General features: G+C 38.0%; 17 protein-coding genes and 1 riboswitch. Of the genes, 11 read left to right on the top strand and 6 right to left on the bottom strand.

The window, feature by feature from the left end; translation table 11 throughout:
* Positions 1-163 precede the first annotated feature (163 nt).
* Positions 164-679 (top strand): hypothetical protein, encoded by a 516-nt coding sequence (locus NMK36_RS15530; protein ID WP_245824244.1) that lies wholly within the window; start codon positions 164-166, stop codon positions 677-679.
* 17 nt (positions 680-696) lie between these two features.
* Here NMK36_RS15530 and NMK36_RS15525 read toward each other — a convergent pair whose 3' ends face one another.
* On the bottom strand, positions 697-1,500 hold the full coding sequence (locus NMK36_RS15525) for a DUF928 domain-containing protein (protein WP_083580007.1): 804 nt from the start codon (positions 1,498-1,500) through the stop codon (positions 697-699).
* A 175-nt stretch (positions 1,501-1,675) separates the two neighbouring features.
* Here NMK36_RS15525 and NMK36_RS15520 point away from each other — a divergent pair, with 175 nt between their 5' ends.
* The 10 genes from NMK36_RS15520 (at position 1,676) to NMK36_RS15475 (ending at position 10,729) form a co-directional block, all read left to right on the top strand.
* Positions 1,676-2,227 carry a PAS domain S-box protein gene (locus NMK36_RS15520; protein WP_072719336.1) on the top strand — a complete coding sequence of 184 codons (552 nt, stop codon included), beginning with the start codon at positions 1,676-1,678 and terminating at the stop codon, positions 2,225-2,227.
* Entirely contained in the window at positions 2,191-2,490 is a 300-nt protein-coding gene (locus tag NMK36_RS15515) for an EAL domain-containing protein (RefSeq protein WP_083580008.1), read from the top strand. Before NMK36_RS15520 ends, NMK36_RS15515 begins: the two co-directional genes overlap by 37 nt.
* An 80-nt stretch (positions 2,491-2,570) precedes the next feature.
* Positions 2,571-3,095 (top strand): DUF937 domain-containing protein, encoded by a 525-nt coding sequence (locus NMK36_RS15510; RefSeq protein ID WP_072719338.1) that lies wholly within the window; start codon positions 2,571-2,573, stop codon positions 3,093-3,095.
* A 54-nt stretch (positions 3,096-3,149) separates the two neighbouring features.
* Positions 3,150-3,443 (top strand): TIGR03792 family protein, encoded by a 294-nt coding sequence (locus tag NMK36_RS15505; RefSeq protein ID WP_072719339.1) that lies wholly within the window; start codon positions 3,150-3,152, stop codon positions 3,441-3,443.
* Between the two features lie 439 nt (positions 3,444-3,882).
* Complete coding sequence (locus NMK36_RS15500; RefSeq protein WP_139295051.1) at positions 3,883-4,785, top strand: hypothetical protein; 903 nt, start codon at positions 3,883-3,885, stop codon at positions 4,783-4,785.
* 107 nt (positions 4,786-4,892) lie between these two features.
* Positions 4,893-5,336: a cyanase gene (gene cynS / locus NMK36_RS15495; RefSeq protein WP_072719341.1), complete on the top strand. Its 444-nt coding sequence runs from the start codon at positions 4,893-4,895 to the stop codon at positions 5,334-5,336.
* Positions 5,337-5,414: 78 nt separating this feature from the next.
* A riboswitch (cobalamin riboswitch) is annotated at positions 5,415-5,556 on the top strand.
* Positions 5,557-5,586: 30 nt separating this feature from the next.
* Positions 5,587-6,258 carry a HupE/UreJ family protein gene (locus tag NMK36_RS15490; RefSeq protein WP_186440361.1) on the top strand — a complete coding sequence of 224 codons (672 nt, stop codon included), beginning with the start codon at positions 5,587-5,589 and terminating at the stop codon, positions 6,256-6,258.
* 88 nt (positions 6,259-6,346) lie between these two features.
* The gene (gene cobW / locus NMK36_RS15485; RefSeq protein WP_072719343.1) at positions 6,347-7,384 is read left to right on the top strand and encodes a cobalamin biosynthesis protein CobW; all 1,038 of its coding nucleotides are present in this window, start codon (positions 6,347-6,349) and stop codon (positions 7,382-7,384) included.
* 248 nt (positions 7,385-7,632) lie between these two features.
* The gene (dnaK, locus tag NMK36_RS15480) at positions 7,633-9,660 is read left to right on the top strand and encodes a molecular chaperone DnaK (RefSeq protein ID WP_254174111.1); all 2,028 of its coding nucleotides are present in this window, start codon (positions 7,633-7,635) and stop codon (positions 9,658-9,660) included.
* A 76-nt stretch (positions 9,661-9,736) separates the two neighbouring features.
* The gene (locus NMK36_RS15475) at positions 9,737-10,729 is read left to right on the top strand and encodes a DnaJ C-terminal domain-containing protein (protein ID WP_254174110.1); all 993 of its coding nucleotides are present in this window, start codon (positions 9,737-9,739) and stop codon (positions 10,727-10,729) included.
* A gap of 151 nt (positions 10,730-10,880) precedes the next feature.
* On the opposite strand, the gene NMK36_RS15470 is transcribed toward NMK36_RS15475, so the two are convergent.
* The 5 genes from NMK36_RS15470 to NMK36_RS15450 all read right to left on the bottom strand — a co-directional run bounded on the left by NMK36_RS15470 (position 10,881) and on the right by NMK36_RS15450 (position 16,735).
* Positions 10,881-11,624 (bottom strand): methyltransferase, encoded by a 744-nt coding sequence (locus NMK36_RS15470; protein WP_072719346.1) that lies wholly within the window; start codon positions 11,622-11,624, stop codon positions 10,881-10,883.
* Positions 11,625-11,672: 48 nt separating this feature from the next.
* A complete protein-coding gene (locus NMK36_RS15465) occupies positions 11,673-12,794 on the bottom strand; it encodes an iron-containing redox enzyme family protein (protein ID WP_254174109.1) in 1,122 nt (373 codons plus the stop codon).
* Positions 12,795-13,233: 439 nt separating this feature from the next.
* Positions 13,234-14,556 carry a four-carbon acid sugar kinase family protein gene (locus NMK36_RS15460; protein WP_072719348.1) on the bottom strand — a complete coding sequence of 441 codons (1,323 nt, stop codon included), beginning with the start codon at positions 14,554-14,556 and terminating at the stop codon, positions 13,234-13,236.
* Between the two features lie 44 nt (positions 14,557-14,600).
* The gene (locus tag NMK36_RS15455) at positions 14,601-15,713 is read right to left on the bottom strand and encodes an IS630 family transposase (RefSeq protein ID WP_254172743.1); all 1,113 of its coding nucleotides are present in this window, start codon (positions 15,711-15,713) and stop codon (positions 14,601-14,603) included.
* Between the two features lie 299 nt (positions 15,714-16,012).
* Complete coding sequence (locus NMK36_RS15450) at positions 16,013-16,735, bottom strand: hypothetical protein (protein ID WP_072719349.1); 723 nt, start codon at positions 16,733-16,735, stop codon at positions 16,013-16,015.
* Positions 16,736-16,800: the final 65 nt, after the last annotated feature.

Here is a 16,800-nt window from a genome sequence, read left to right as displayed (position 1 = left end):
ACAGTCGGTTATGACTCTTGTTATAAGGTTTAGTCTTGTCAAACCCCTTATCTTCTGACCGGGCTAGTTGTGATCCATATCACTTTTGAGATGTTAATTCAGTCAAACGCCATCGTGCGTATTCTCACGGAGATGACGATAAGAGCATCACGGGGAAACCCTAGTGGTATCACTGACAGTTGGGGATAATACCGCGATTATTAACAATACAAATCAGGATAGTCCCTTAGAGAGAAACACAAGAATGATCGTGGTTGTCAAATCTAGTCAAACCTTTGTGAGCGCGACGGGTTCACTCAAACCCATTCCCTTATCCACTAAATTTGGTGAGATTGAGTTGGAACAACTTTGTAGAATTGCTCAACAAAATCAATGGAAAACCGAAGATCTCGAACATCGAATTGCTCAAGCTCGGTTGATGGTGGATGCGAATTGGGCGACTCCCAAGGATTATGCTCTTTTAGAGTTAGATAAACGCGGGAAATTACATCTGGTGGATGGGGTAGAGTATTGGATGGTGGAATTAGATCAAAACCGTGCGGCTGGAGTTTACTTAAATCCAGATGCTTATACTCTCGATGTCATGATTGTCAATGTAGAATGGTTCGCACCCATTCATCGGGAGACAGTAACTACTCTTCAACGATTAATCGAGTTAACAGAATCTCCTTATCCTTAAATATTCAAAGTCAGGGTTTAATGATTTTGGGGTTGAGTTGGCATCGAATTAATTTCAACGTTAATCCAAGGAACTCCAATTAACCTTTCTAGTCCGTTCGCTTTTAAAAGATTGTCCCAAGTAGCTGTTAAAGTCGCATCATTAGGATTTTGATGACGTAATTCATCTAATAAAATCAGGGCATCATATTCTAATCCCAGGGATTGATACAGTTTAAAACGATCATAAGCGGTCATCTGTTGTAGAAGTTTTGTTTGTATTTCTCGATTAGTGGAAAGCCGTTGGATTTTTCCTTTAATCATAGTGCTTCCACTAAAATCTCCTGTCGTGTCACAAGTGATTTGAAAAGACCAAGAATAAGGATTACCCGTTTCTACAAATAACTCAGCAACGGATTTGGGTAAACTGATACGCAATAAACCAGATTGAGCTTCTAAATTCAATTTCCCTTCATAGATTGTGTTTTTATTTTGATCTGTAATGATGAATTCTCCTAGGAAGGGTGATTGTTCAGGAACAGATAAAATCTGATCGGATTTCAAAGGGGGAATATAAAATAAAAAAGTAGGAGTATCTGCTAAGGTCGTTGGTGTCCCCTGTTTGGGTTTAATGGCAATTAATGGAATATCAAAACAATATCCTCGCGTGATATTCGGTTCTGTGGCAGGTTTGTCGGTATCGGGTGGGGGTGTTACATCTTCACTGACTTGAATGGGAGAGGTTTGAGGTTGTGGAGATTGTTGGAATATAGAAAAGTTAAAACCTAGCCCCGTGGCTAAGGTCATACTGAGGAAAGCGAAATGGAATGGATGACGTGACATTTATGTTTTTCCTCGTCTATAAAATACGTTAACCTGACCTGTAATCTCCTAATTATTGCATCAGTGTAGCATTCAGATTCATTCTAGTTTTCTGCTAGCTCATTGGAATGACTCAGGAAATATTCAGGGAGACTCGGTTAAACTATAAACAACCTCTTTAGGCATAGTTTTTTATATGAAATTCTGGAAAAAATTACTGATTGATCCATGCTATCAAATTACTTTAATTTATGCAATAACGGGTGGTCTTTGGATTGCTTTTTCTGATCATCTATTAGCCCTATTAGCCCATTATCCCTATTCTATTACGGTTTTTCAAACGATTAAAGGCTGGTTTTTTATCTTAATTACCAGTCTCCTCCTCTATTATTTAATTCGTCAAGAAACCCAGCGTTTGCAACTTTCCGAAAAACGGTATCGAGATTTATTTTTGAATCATCCTCAACCTATTGGGGTTTATGATCTAAAAACGTTAAAATTTTTGGCTGTTAATGAAGCTGCGATCGCTCATTATGGTTATTCAGAATCAGAATTTCTGAAGATGACAATTTTAGATCTGTGTTCTCCTGAAGAGTCTGAATCGTTTAAACTTTTGATGACATCAAATGCTAAAAGTAGTGATCAAAAAAATCTATCTAAACATCGCAAGAAAGATGGAATGTTAATTGATGTTGAAATTCTTTCTCATCAATTACAGATGATTTTGGAACCGGATATTCTTCTTTAAGTTATTTACAGAATTTACCCATTGATACCCTAAAAATTGATAGGAGTTTTGTCAAAAATTTAGAATCTCCAGGGAAAGATTTGGAAATCACAAAAACCATTGTTAATTTAGCCAAATGCCTGAATTTAGATATTATTGCTGAAGGGATAGAAACCCCAGTTCAAAAAGAAATTTTACAATCCTTGGGTTGCGAAGCCGGACAAGGATATTGGTTTTCACCGCCCTTAAATTGGACAGGAATAACAAATTTTTTATCGATTTAATTTAAGCAGTTGACGAAAGATCAGTTAAAATAGAGTTAAACTTCAAGATAGTTTATTTGTATTAGGACTTTAGGAACACTATGGGACTATTCGATCAAATTATAACGGCTCTCAATGATCCAAACCAAGCCGGAAACAGCACTCAGATGAGTAATATTCTCAATACGGCTCAACAGCTTGGGAACCAATTAGGTATTTCTCCTCAAACCAGTCAAATGGTGATGTCAATGGTGGGGAGTTCTGTTCGGTCTTCTTTACAAGAAAAACGAACCCAACTTGGAAATGAGGCGACTCAAAATATCGTCAATGAATTTGGAGGAACAACACCGAGTACCCAGGCGGTTCAAATGTTATTTTCTCCCACTCAGCAACAACAATTAATTCAAACTATTTCTCAACATACGGGTGTTAGTTCCCAAACCCTTCAATCCCTTTTACCAGTGGTTGTTCCTTTAGTTTTAAACCTTCTAAAAACCGGAACAAATCAACAACAACCTCAAGGAGGTTCTAATCAAGTTTTGAATAGTTTTTTAGATGCAGATGGCGATGGAGATGTTGATGTTGCGGATGCGATGCGTTTAGCAGGACAATATTTTCAAAGTTAAAGGAAATAGGGAGAAGGAGAGGGAATACCAAATCGGAAATTAGCACCAAAAATTATGGTTATTGAGTGGTTAAAATTTCAAGTTCCCCCTGAAAAATGGGAAGCCTTTATTCAACGGGATGAAGAAGTTTGGACAGCCGGACTTCAAGAGTTTCCTGGGTTTTTAGGAAAAGAAATTTGGGTTAATGCTGAACAACAGGAAATTGTTTTAGTGATTCGTTGGGAGTCTCAGACCCAATGGGATGCTGTTCCCGAATCTAAAATCCAACAACTCGACGAAGCAATGGGCGAATTACAAATGCCTATTGTAGAAAGTCGAGCTTATCAAATGTCGAAATTGATTCCCTAAAAATCCGTTAAATTATTGATGATAATTTGTGAATTAAAGCCAGAATAAAATTCACACTTAGAAACCCAACCCCAATCACTAAAATCACAAAAGTTGTAAGACTCAATATTGAGCGCAACCTATCGGATTTTAAGGGTTCATTAGGTTTCATGGTCATTCATCTCCTAGGAATTATCGTTTTTTGAGTCTTTTGTTACCCTTTTACAAACCCCATTTTCTAGGGATGAGGATTGAAAACAAGAGTTAAAGGTGTTAAAATCCAGACCAGTCAAGACAATCACGGCAGAAGTTAAACTGATTCTGTCCGACCCCAACATCTTAACAGTTAAGCACTCAGGAAGCGAGTATCACTTAGTAAATTTTGCGTGCGTTGATCGATTAATTTCTGTATTCTGGAGTTAGCCACTCTGTCCTACTCTAGCCAGTAAAATAGATTATTATGTTTCCTCCAGCCTCTTCTGCCCATCCTTCTCGACCCCATGCTATAACTCCTAGCGCTATGCCAATGCCTAACTCTATCTTTCCTAGAACGGTTTTTTCAACGTTGAAACAACGGCATTGGTTAGAGTGGTTAGAGTATCTCTCCCTAGCAAGTTCAGCCATCGGTTCTGGAGTTGTTGCCCTTTCCGGTCAAGCCTTTTATGGCGTTGCCCCCTTAACCTTAGCAGTTTCATTAAATGTTGCTAACCGCTATCGTTTAGAACAACAAACCCATCAAAGTCAAATGGAAATTGTACAGGTTCAAAATTCCGTTGAAAAGTTAGAAAAAAATACGGTTAAAGTGGTTATGGGGTTGAGACAACAACTCCTCAATGAAATTGAATCCCTCCAGCAAAAATTAGAAGAATATCCGAACACAGACGCTTTAGAATCGGTTTATCGGGCTAAACAAGTTGCCGCTTTAGGACAGTCAGTAACATCCATGCAGGAACATATTGCTGGAGCTTTAGAAGAAGTTCGGGAGCAGTTTCGTCAAGAATTACACAATTTTTCCTCAACAGAATTTGTCCATTTAGAATCGTTACAAGAAAATTTGAAACAATTACAGGATATTACCTACGAATTAAGAAATAATGCTGTAACTCAACAGGATTTTCAAGGCCGATTTGTAGAAATTCAAGATGTCATTCATCAATTACAACAAGAAAAATCTGTACAACCTTCTTCCTCGGTAGATTTATCCCAAATTCAAACGAGATTAGATGCACTAACCCAAGAACATAAAGAGGTGATTAAACCCCATCTGAGACGTTTATTGTCCGTTGTTAAACAATTACAAACCACTCAGACTCGACCCTTGCCCGTTCCTCCTAAACCCCTGCCCAAACATCCCACCCAATAAGGATAACCTACCTTTTCTAAAAATCAAAAACTTTTGTTAATATTGACCCAAACTATTTTATAATCTGAGATGATTCTACACGCTATAAATTCTACGAGGAAGATTACATGGCTGTTTCAGAAATCACTGAAAAATTGTTAGCCGCAAAAAAACATAAAGGAGTCACATTTTCTGATTTAGAACAACTATTGGGACGCGATGAAGTTTGGATTGCTGCTGTTATCTATCGGCAAGCTAGTGCTTCTTATGAAGAAGCCAAAAAACTGATTGAAGCGTTAGGTTTAAGTTCAGAATATATTGAAGCCTTGACTGATTATCCAGTAAAAGGATCACTGGAGCCTGTGATTCCAACTGATCCCTTAATTTATCGATTTTATGAAATTATGCAAGTCTATGGAATGCCCCTCAAAAGTGTCATTCATGAAAAATTTGGAGATGGTATTATGAGCGCTATTGATTTTACCTTAGATGTGGATAAAATTGAAGATCCAAATGGTGATCGGGTTAAAGTCACGATGAATGGAAAATTCTTACCGTATAAAAAATGGTAATTTTTTGAATGGATCTCTGAGATTTCTCCTAGTTAAATACTGGGAGAAATTTTTGACTAAAATGTAATCCTATGATACAGTCAAGGATCTGAGTCGGTTCTAGCGGGGAACAGTCGCTAGAAGTAAGGGGAAAGTTTGGCGCAAATCCAACACTGTCCCGCAACTGTGATGAGAGTCTTGATCTCTAAGTCAGAATACCCACCGAAATCAGATTATTCTTTCACACATCTGCGCGGTACAGATGATGTTTATGATGTTCAAATCATTTCAGCGTTTTTGTCAGGATTTCTCGCTACAAAATAATAATCGAGTCTTTTTTTTAGGCATCAGTTTATTATTACTGTTGATGGCGCAACCTGCCACAGCCCATCATGCCTTTGGCGGTCGAATTCCGAAGAATTTTTTTGAAGGATTTTTATCAGGACTCGCTCATCCCATCATTGGAATTGATCACTTTGCCTTTATTCTTTCCATTGGTTTAATTGCAGCTAGTATTGTGGGTGGAATTTGGATAATTGTCGGGTTTCTAGGGGCTGCTATGTTAGGGACAGCAATCCATTTAATGAGTTTTAATTTGCCGGTTCCTGAAGTGGCGATCGCCCTATCGGTGATTACCATTGGCATTTTATTAGTGCTGAAAAAACAATTACCCCTAGCCGTATTAATCAGTTTAGCAAGCGTAGCGGGTTTATTTCATGGCTATGCCTATGGAGAATCAATTATGGGGGCAGGAATGATGCCTTTAATCTCCTATTTGGCAGGATTTACTTTGATTCAATTGGGAATAGCGGGAGCGACGATGAAACTCGCTCAATCCTTCCAACAAACCTTAGAAACTAGCAAATATTCCCTGATCAAATATTCAGGTTTTGCTGTTGTAGCGATTGGGGTAATTGCTTTATCTAGTGCAATTACAGGCTAATTTCCCTTAAGTATATTTCAGTTTTACTGCTGTAGAGATGTTGAAGAGAACATCTCTACTTTTTACCTTTAATCTTTAACTCAATCTTATGTCTGCCAAAATTCCTGTTACCGTCATTACTGGATTTTTAGGAAGTGGAAAAACCACCACCATTCGTCATTTATTACAAAATAATCAAGGTCGTCGCATAGCCGTTTTAGTGAATGAATTTGGAGAAGTCGGTATTGATGGAGAATTGATCCGTTCTTGTCAAGTTTGCGATGATGAAACCCCAGAAGTCAACTTAGTAGAACTCACCAATGGTTGTTTATGTTGTACCGTGCAGGAAGAGTTTTTTCCCGCTATGCAAGAACTTCTAAAACGACGAGATAAAATCGATCATATTGTGATTGAAACCTCTGGGTTAGCATTACCAAAACCCTTAGTTCAAGCCTTCCGATGGCCGGAAATTCGCACGGGTGCAACAGTTGATGGTGTTATAACCGTAGTAGACTGTGAAGCCATTGCTAAGGGGACGTTAGTGGGGGATATTGAAGCAGTTGAAGCCCAACGTCAAGCTGATCCTAATTTAGATCATGAAACCCCTATTGAAGAATTATTTGAAGATCAACTCGCCTGTGCGGATTTAATTTTATTAACAAAAACCGATCATGTTGATGCCGAAACTCAACAGAAAGTTGAAACCTGGTTAAAACAAGAATTGCGTGAGGGCGTTAAAATTGTTTCTTGTCAACAGGGAAATATTCATCCTGATGTGATTTTAGGGTTTAATTCAGCCGTTGAGGATAATTTAGAAGCCCGTCCCAGTCATCATGACACTGAAGAAGAACACGAACATGATGATAATATTAATTCAGTTCCTGTGATTTTAACCCAAGACTTTGAACCTCAAGACTTAATTGAACGGTTAAAAACAATAGTTAAACAACAGGAAATTTACCGGATTAAAGGGTTTGTTTCGGTTCCCCATAAACCGATGCGGTTAGTTTTACAAGGAGTTGGCGATCGCATTGAAACCTTTTATGATCGTCTCTGGAAACCAACAGAATCTCGTCAAACCCAATTAGTATTTATTGGGGAAAATTTACAAGCTTCTGAAATTAAAAATGCCGTTTTAGGGAATTAAAACCTATTTTTAGGGTTGATAGGGGCGGGTTAAAGTTAACTTTTGATCCTCAAAAATCATTGATTAACACCTGCCCTAATTTTGTGCCAAAATTTGTAAATCATTAGGATCGGTAGTCTTCAAGATTAAGAATAGCCCCAAACTTAAATTATAGGTCAGGGAACCAGTAGACGTTACACTGCGTTACAACACGATAGAATATAAGGTGATCTAGCCAGAAACCATATTGACAAGGAGATAACCAACGCATGGGCAAAGTAGTCGGCATTGACTTGGGGACAACGAACTCTGTGGTTGCGGTCATGGAGGGCGGTAAACCCGTTGTGATTGCTAACTCTGAAGGGATGCGAACCACCCCCTCCGTCGTTGGGTTTACCAAGGAAGGAGAACGCATCGTGGGACAGATGGCTAGACGTCAGGCGGTTTTGAACCCCCAAAACACCTTTTATGGGGTCAAACGGCTGATGGGTTGTCGCTATTCTGACCTGTCTCCCGCCTCCAAACGGGTTCCCTACACGATGCGACGGGATGAAACGGATAATATTAGAATCAAATGTCCCAGAGTTAATAAAGATTTTGCGCCGGAAGAAATTTCGGCAATGATATTAAAAAAATTAGTTGAAGAAGCGACTCGGTATTTAGGAGAAGAAATTACCGGGGCTGTGATTACGGTTCCTGCCTATTTTAATGATTCTCAAAGACAAGCCACTAGAGATGCCGGACGCATTGCCGGATTAGAGGTTAAACGCATTTTAAATGAACCGACTGCGGCTTCTTTAGCTTATGGTTTAGAACGCAGAGATTATGGCACAATTTTAGTGTTTGATTTGGGGGGCGGAACCTTTGATGTCTCGGTTTTAGAGGTGGGAGAAGGGGTATTTGAAGTCAAGTCTACCAGTGGAGATACGCAACTGGGAGGAACGGATTTTGATCAGAAAATTGTCGATTGGTTAGCAGAACAATTTCTATCAGAAGAAGGAGTAGATTTAAGACGCGATCGCCAATCGTTACAACGGTTAACAGAAGCGGCTGAAAAAGCAAAAATTGAGCTTTCTGGCGTTGGAGTTACGGATATTAATTTACCCTTTATTGCTGCTACAGAAGACGGCCCAAAACATTTAGAAACCCGCTTAACCAGAGGAGAATTTGAGGGATTATGTGGGGATTTAATTCAACGGTTACGTCGTCCGGTGAAACAAGCGTTAGCGGATGCGGGATTAACTTCTAATGATATTGATGATGTGATTTTAGTCGGTGGTTCTACTCGAATGCCAATGGTGCAACAATTAGTTAGAACGTTAATTGATTTAGAACCGAATCAAGGGGTGAATCCTGATGAAGTAGTGGCGGTTGGTGCGGCAATTCAAGCGGGAATTTTAGCCGGAGATGTACGAGATGTATTATTATTAGATGTTACTCCCTTATCGTTAGGATTAGAAACCATTGGGGGAGTCATGAAAAAATTAATTCCCCGTAATACAACTATTCCAGTGCGTCGTTCTGATATTTTTTCAACTTCAGAAAATAACCAAACTTTGGTAGAAGTTCATATCTTACAAGGAGAACGGGAATTAGCCGTTGATAATAAATCTTTAGGTCGGTTTAAGTTAACTGGAATTCCGCCCGCACCGCGAGGAGTTCCACAAATTCAAGTCGCTCTTGATATTGATGCGAATGGTATTTTACAAGTTACCGCCTTAGATAAAACCACCGGACGAGAACAAAGTGTTGTAATTCAAGGTGCTTCTACCTTATCTCAAGATGAAGTTAATCGCATGATTCGAGATGCGGAAAAATATGCAGAAGTTGACCGTTTACAACGAGAACGAGTCGAAAAACGCAACCGCGCCCAAGCGTTAACTTATCAAGCTGAACGACAATTAAGAGAAGTTGCTTTAGATTATGGAATGCAATTTGCTCAACGTCAACGGTCAAGAATTGAAACCTTAATTCGGTCTTTAAGAGATAGTTTAGAGCGAGATGATGAACGAGGAATTGATCAAATTAGTGTAGATTTACAAGATGCTTTATATGAGTTAAGTCGGGAAGTTTCGATTTTTGCGACGGAGGACGATGAAGATGATTTATTTGGTTCTATTCGTCGAACTTTTTCCGGTGAAAAACGTCGAGTTGATCCCTATGAACCTCCGACTCGTAGTTATTCCCGTTATGAACAACGGAGCAGCAATGGCGGTAGTTTAGGTGGAGGTGTATCACGTTCTCGTCGCTATTCTCCTAGTGATAATTGGGATGATGATGATGATGATTGGTTGTAACCTTAGAAACCCGGTTTCTAAAAGAAACCGGGTTTCTGACCACTTAATTATGAACTCGTTAACCTAAATTTAACCTATGCAAAATTTTCGGAATTATTATCAAATTTTAGGGGTTTCGCGCGAAGCATCTGTTGATGAAATTAAGAAAGTGTATCGCAGACTAGCCAGACAATATCACCCGGACTTAAATCCTGGGGATAAGGAAGCAGAAGAAAAATTTAAAGATATTGGAGAAGCTTATAATATTTTATCTGATCCTGAAAAACGATTAGAATATGATAATTATAGTCAATTTTGGAAACAAAAAGGGTTTCAAGATTGGCAAAAAAATGCGTTTTCAGGAATTAAAAACTGGGGAAGTCGTCGGACAATTTCTCAAACTGAAGATGTAGATTATGGAGATTATTCTGATTTTGATACCTTCATTGATCAATTATTAGGACGGCGGCGGGAAGTGCGAACCGTTGACCCGAAAAACTCCCCTCAAATGACCTCCACTGACCCCTATGATTCTCCTCGAACAAAAGCAGTTTATAAACCCACTCCCCGCGAAACAAAACGGGATATTGAGGCGCGATTAACCTTACCGTTAGAAAAAGCTTATACCGGAGGAACAGAACGCATCCGTTTAGAAGATGGACGGTCTTTAGAAGTGGATTTACCCCCAGGAATGGTGAAGGGTCAACAAATCCGTTTGAGAAATCAAGGAATTAATGGGGGAGACTTATTTTTAAAAATTAATATTACTCCCCATCCCTTTTTTAGAATAGAAAAATCAGAAATTTATTGTCAAATTCCTGTCACTCCCACAGAAGCAGTATTAGGGGGAGAAATTGATGTTCCTACGTTAGATGGTTTGGTTAAAATGCGTTTACCTGCGGGGGTGGTATCGGGTCAACGGTTACGATTAGCCAATAAAGGTTATCCGAATCTTGAAGGAGAACGGGGCGATCAATTAATTGAAATTCAAGTGGTTATTCCTAAAAATATTACTCCCGAAGAACGAGAATTATATGAAAAATTACGTCAAATTGAAACCTTTAAACCCCGTCAAAACTTAAAAATATAACCCGTAGGGTGTGTAAGCAACGCGCACGCACCCTAAAATTTTTAACAATAAAATAATAATCGTTTGGCGGAATTATGGGGGTCTGAGGCGACACAACAAAATATTAGTTATGCTTGAGGAATGGGGGAAAGCATTCTACTCCTGCCTTCTGTTATAACGCGGTCATAACCTTCAACAATTCTGCTGATAAATCAACATTTAAAGGATCTTCTTTTTTAAACAGAACCCCGGCTAAAAAGTAGATATTTTCAGAATAAAAGGCTTTCTGTTTTTTCTGAAGGTTTTCAATGGTTTGTTTAACTTTTGGTTCGCAACTATAGTAACCAAACTTTAACGGTGAAATCATAAAATCAACCACTTGATAACCCTGTGCTTGAGCATACTCAATAGTTTCTACCGGATTAGAATAAGCTGCAATCATTAATAAAACATTCTTACAACCCACTGTAAACAGCTTCTTTGTAATCGTAGCTCCATCAATTCCTCCATACAAAGCAGGCATATATAAATCATTATCAGGTGCCGGAAGATAAGGAGGATTTGCAATTAAATAACTCGCGGAACCAGGGGAAGCACTAAAAAAACATTCATTATGAATAATATACTTGTTTCTAAGCTGATATTGCTCAATAGTAGACCGAGCTAATTTACAAGCATCACTGTTTAATTCATAGCCATGAATACAGCCTTTAAATCGAGTTTTAAGTAAACAATTAATGACAGGACTTCCTTCACCCGTCCCAAATTCAATAATTGAGTCAAAGGGTGTACATTGATTTAATACCATTTTCTCAATACATTGAGAGTAAAATTGAGATTCTTCAGGACAGAAGAATACTTGATCAGGAGAATAAGATTCTGTAACTTGATTAGAAGGTAATAATCCGCTTTGCATGATGAATATTTAGAGATAAATGTTAATTGGAAATTGTTGAAAATTGAATTAGGAATTGCTAACCGATTTTTCTGCTTGTTTAACCGCTTTAATCACGGCATCCCCAGCCCGATCGCCCATCCATTTTTCTTGGTCATAACCGAGTAGAATTTGCCAAGCATCATTCGGATATCGATCCACTAACGGTAATGCCACTTTGTCTAACATCCAGCGACCATGACGTTCATCTTCGCGGATATGTAATGCCCAATACCCCATTGCCGTATCTGAAAGTTTGAGTCGTTCTGCGGCTAATTTATAATCGGTATAAATGGCAGGGCCAGCAATTTCAAAATAAGTTAAGCCCCCGTTATAACGTAAGAAATAACGCTTGCATTCTGTTAGGAGAAAATTATGATTAATTGAGGCTAAAACTTCCCAAGGAACAATGTTAAAATAAGCTTCTGGCTCCGTCTCTAACCCCAATTCTGCCATCATTTGAGCAAAAAAGGTTGAATGTTTTCGATTGAGACGACCATTGCCATATTCTTCGAGTAATACTAAGATTAATGTGGCTTGAACTTCGTTACTCGCACCGCCCAAAATCCGCGACATTCGACTGGCTTCTACTAATCCATCTAAAGAAGCGATCGCTAATAAATGTTTATACCCTTCCAGGGTCATTTCGTGCCGCAAATAATATTTATTTTCAGTAATCGCTGGATTGAGATCAACCTCGCTGCGTTCATTTAACGCTTGTTTAATATCTTGTTGTTTGTATTCTTCCAAATCAAATTGGGCATTTTCCCACGTTTGCCAAACTTCCTCAATGCGATCGCGCACCCAGTTTAAATAATAAGACCGTTCGTTGCTATAGTGCTTTAAATCATCATACCAAAACAAATTCAGCCGATTAATTCGATAAAGAATGCGTTGTAAAAATAAATGGGCTAAATCAATCTCATTATTGTTAACTTTTTCGGTATAAGCCCTTAATAAAGCGGTATTGAGTGTGACTTCAAAAGGTTGTACTAATTCTGGCTTAATACTGATTTTTTGATCGAGATTTTCTAAATTTAGCAGTTGAATAAAGTGTTCTTCTGCCTCAATAAAATTAACGGATTGAGAAAGTGAAGGCAGATGGGTTGATATCCCTTTAATCACTTGATCGGGACTCAAAGTTGCTGTCATACGATAATTCCTAAATTCAAGATTATTTCCTAACGATTAATTCTGACCTGAGCCAAGTATTAAGATTTGTTTCGTTAGCTCATCTCACTATAATCAAGTTTCAGTTCTTCCATGTTCTATCTATAGATAGAACATCAAGGAATAGCCTAAAAATAAACGATTTCAGCAAGATATTTGATGAATTTTTAAGATTTAAAGATGTATCAATCTCTTTCTAAAGATAGTTGAATTAATCGACTTTATCCGCTATTTTAAGCTGAATTGATCGAGAAAGATTCAGTTTCGTTGCTAAAATTTTTATGTCGGAATTCTGGGACTGGCTTGGATTTTTAAGAAGAAAAAACCATAGGCTTGTTAGTAGGGGTTTATGATTATTGGTAGATTAATTAAGTTTAATTAGGGAGTGGTGCGTGCGCGGAGCTTACGCACCCTACGGTTGTTAGGTTGGGGGTTGGGTTAAACGTCGATAAACCGTTGCTAAACCATCGGAGTCTCCCACATTTCCAGGGAATAAAACAACGGGTAAATTGGGGTATAAAGGATGGTTAGAAGAGGTTTTCACCATTGAACAACCTGCTAACACTTGACCGAGTAACCGTGCTGTTTTTAACGCTAATCCTTTACTTAAAACATCATTAGAAGTAATCCCACCTTTACTAATTAAAAATCCAATATCTTTCGGTAAACCTCGAACAATATCCATGAGTAAATCAGAGACTTTAATTCCAAAGGCTAACCGAGTTTCTACCGTGTCAAATTGTAATTCTTGACGACTGGTATAAATGACTGGGGTTTGACCCGCTTCATGAATAGCCTTGATTTGGTCTAAAATTTGCTGTAAGAGTTCCTGTCTTTGAGTCTCACTTTCTTCTAATAAATGGGAAACATCCACTTCAATCCCCACAACTCCAGGTTCTTGTAATAATCGTTCTAATTGTTGAGTTGATTTTTTAACATGAGAACCCATAATCACTACACCCGGTTTTCCATTTCGGGTATATTTTGCCATTTCTTCTGCGGGAATGGGTTGATTTCCCAATGCAGCTAAAGACGTTAAAATACTCGCCGCGCTGCGGAATAAAAAGCGTTTTCCTTGACTAGCGGCGGTAATAATATCCGAGGCGAATTGATCAAAATCGGCTTGAGTTTCACCATCGACAACCACACATTGATTGTCTGTTAAACGCATTAACCGAGGTAAGGTTCCTACCCGAATATCGGATAAAGAAAATCGTTCTACTTTTTCCGATGGAATCAAACCTTTGGTTTTTTCGGTGACATAATCGGGTAAATAACTATGTTGATAAGCAAAGACCGAATCCTTAGCAAATTCCGTTAAATGAACGGGGGTTTCTACACCATCAACGATTAAATAATGAATACTATTGCGGGTAATTCTTCCCCCTTCAAAAAACGCAGGAACTAGAAAATGAGCATCAAAGGGGCCAAGTTCCTCGGCGATAACATCGGTTTCGACAGGATAGTGACCCCGGAGAGTTGAATCAGAACGACTCACCACCATAAAATCCGTAATGGATTCGGCGGCGAGGGCTAATTTTAAATTTTGGGTGACTTCACGGGTAACAGAAGCGGCTTGTTCGGGTGTTAAAGCTCTAGTATTGGTGAGAATAAAGGAAATCGGAGATTGGTCAGCCAGTCCAATTCGCAGAGTATCCACATCCCACTGAGTCAGCAATAAGCAACTATGAACGGTTTGAGAACCTGTGGGGTCATCATCGAGAACAATAATTTTAGGTCGCATTGGAGTTCCCATCAAAATTGTGTTGAGGTTAAGCTGTTGTGTATTTAAACTGTGATTATAGCATTACCTTTGTTTTTAAGTTTACGTCCCCATTTAATAGATAACTGTCCTTCATTTAAAAGCTGATGTAATAAACACTCTAGCTCATCAACTGATTTAAAGAGTCGATGAGCTATATATTCTTTAGCTGAATGCCAGACTAATTCAATTAAATTATAATCTGGACTATATGCTGGAAGAAATTCTAAATAGACATTCGGCATTTCTGCTTTAATTTTTTCTAGGTACTCTTCTTTTTTGTGAAAACTTGCATTGTCAAGAATAATCAGGATCTTAGCTCCTTTTTCTACAAATTCTTCTGCTTGATTTCCCGCTAATACCCATTCATAAATTAGCTCTTGATAAAAACTTTTTAACACTTGATAAAAATTATCTGCATTTCCTTTATCCAGAAATTCTACAAATCTTTTTTTATCCGAGTACCTCAATCCTCCCATCACATTAACTCTTCCTTTCCTCCTGTCTCCTCTAATCTGTTTCCTCTTCCCTTTTTTACACCAATTCTTTCTTTTTATCACTCTTAAATTAAATCCACTTTCATCCCAAAACCATACCTGTAATTGTTCTGGACTTTCTTTTGCTATTTTCAAATATTCTTCTATTTTATCTTTAAATAATTTTCTTTTTTCTGGATCTCTTTTCTCTTCTAAGCTATACTTTGCCCACAAATAAACATACTTTTTTTCCTTTAATATCTTTCTCACTTGTGAACTACTTAATTTGATTCCTGTGATTTGTTCTAAATAAGTTGCCAATCTTTCTCCTGTCCATCTCCCAAATTCATATCCTAATTCTTCCGGTTCTTTTTCTACTGTTTCTAATAATATCTCTATATATTTGTCTGTGGCTTTTCTATAATTTCCTTTCATTCTTTCATCTTTTAGGCTTTCTAATTTGTCAGGGTCTCCATGTACACACCAATAACATACTTTGTTTAATGAGCAGCCCAAAAACTTGGCAATTTCACTTTGCTTTTTACCATCATTTAGCAATAATAAAATCAAGATTCTTTCTCGGATTTGTCCATTTTCTTCCTCTTTCAATCTTTTCTGTAGTTTCTCTACTTGCTTTTCATTTAAATGATTTTTAGCAGGCATCTTTTGATTGATTTTTCTAAACTTGGTTTTTCATTATACCCTATTTAGATGCTTAACAGCTTATTGGAGGATTTTTTGGATATTAAGAAAAGCCTACCATTGTTGACATCCTCTCCGCCGTGAACGGACAGAGATTCCATCTATTTAAGTTACAAAAATTGACAACTGCTTAAATTTTGGCGGGTTGACGCTTCTTTGGGTGCTGCTATCTTGAGATAGTCTTACGTTTCCTCCACGTCCGTTTAGAGTCTCCGTGCATCCCGCCGGCGACAGTTCCAGATTACTTTGGTATCACCCTATTAATATTGTTCAACTCCTGGGGGAGTAAAGCGAATTTCGATACGTCTTCTTGTTTCATCAGAAGCACGATTTTGCGACGCATATTGTCCTGAAGGTAAAAATAATTGTGCGGCTGAATAAGCTCTAAATTTTAACCCCTTTAAACGACCTTGTTCTTGAATAGCTTGGAGTTTTTTAACAACTGCTAAAGAGCGCATTAATCCTAAATCAGCATTGGAACCGGGTTTGAGATTTTTAACAGGTTGGTTCCCCTGTGCAACTTGTTCTAAGATTTGATCTAAATTACTAGCAGGATTAAAGGTTTCTTGACCATCAGTATGTCCAATTACATCCACTACATAACCTTGATAAACTTTAGAAAATTCCTCTAATTTTTCCACCACATTCCCTTCAATAAAAATTCGCAACCCTTCCGGTAAATCTGCCTTACCTGTCTCAAATTTTAAAGATCGCCCCTGTGCATCTCGATCAGAATCTTTAATCACAATGACTGGTGGAGCTTTTAATCGTTCAATTTCGTTTTTTAATGAACCAACTGTTAATTCTAAGCCTTTAATTTTCTGATCTTTTTCTTTTGAATTAGAAGTTAATAACGATGATTTAACAATGGCTAACAATAAAAACAAGCTCATAATTAAAAAAGCATTAGACATTAAATCTGTAAATGCTTGCCAGACATTCAAATCTTCCGATGAATTTTTAATTTGAGTCGGACGACGCATAATTTTAAACCTTTAATAATAATAATTACAAAACTTACCAACTTGTACCCAAGAAACCGGGTAAC

Source organism: Planktothrix pseudagardhii (genome assembly GCF_904830925.1).
GTDB classification, from domain to species: Bacteria; Cyanobacteriota; Cyanobacteriia; order Cyanobacteriales; family Microcoleaceae; genus Planktothrix; species Planktothrix tepida.
This window is presented reverse-complemented; position numbering and strand designations above follow the sequence as displayed.

Coding starts and splice junctions, on each gene's coding strand:
- NMK36_RS15505 (WP_072719339.1), top strand. CDS start 3,150: ATGGTTATTGAGTGGTTAAAATTTCAAGTTCCCCCTGAAAAATGGGAA.
- NMK36_RS15490 (WP_186440361.1), top strand. CDS start 5,587: ATGATGTTCAAATCATTTCAGCGTTTTTGTCAGGATTTCTCGCTACAA.
- NMK36_RS15470 (WP_072719346.1), bottom strand. CDS start 11,624: ATGCAAAGCGGATTATTACCTTCTAATCAAGTTACAGAATCTTATTCT.
- NMK36_RS15450 (WP_072719349.1), bottom strand. CDS start 16,735: ATGCGTCGTCCGACTCAAATTAAAAATTCATCGGAAGATTTGAATGTC.
- dnaK (WP_254174111.1), top strand. CDS start 7,633: ATGGGCAAAGTAGTCGGCATTGACTTGGGGACAACGAACTCTGTGGTT.
- NMK36_RS15500 (WP_139295051.1), top strand. CDS start 3,883: ATGTTTCCTCCAGCCTCTTCTGCCCATCCTTCTCGACCCCATGCTATA.
- NMK36_RS15455 (WP_254172743.1), bottom strand. CDS start 15,713: ATGCCTGCTAAAAATCATTTAAATGAAAAGCAAGTAGAGAAACTACAG.
- NMK36_RS15520 (WP_072719336.1), top strand. CDS start 1,676: ATGAAATTCTGGAAAAAATTACTGATTGATCCATGCTATCAAATTACT.
- NMK36_RS15465 (WP_254174109.1), bottom strand. CDS start 12,794: ATGACAGCAACTTTGAGTCCCGATCAAGTGATTAAAGGGATATCAACC.
- cynS (WP_072719341.1), top strand. CDS start 4,893: ATGGCTGTTTCAGAAATCACTGAAAAATTGTTAGCCGCAAAAAAACAT.
- NMK36_RS15525 (WP_083580007.1), bottom strand. CDS start 1,500: ATGTCACGTCATCCATTCCATTTCGCTTTCCTCAGTATGACCTTAGCC.
- cobW (WP_072719343.1), top strand. CDS start 6,347: ATGTCTGCCAAAATTCCTGTTACCGTCATTACTGGATTTTTAGGAAGT.
- NMK36_RS15510 (WP_072719338.1), top strand. CDS start 2,571: ATGGGACTATTCGATCAAATTATAACGGCTCTCAATGATCCAAACCAA.
- NMK36_RS15460 (WP_072719348.1), bottom strand. CDS start 14,556: ATGCGACCTAAAATTATTGTTCTCGATGATGACCCCACAGGTTCTCAA.
- NMK36_RS15475 (WP_254174110.1), top strand. CDS start 9,737: ATGCAAAATTTTCGGAATTATTATCAAATTTTAGGGGTTTCGCGCGAA.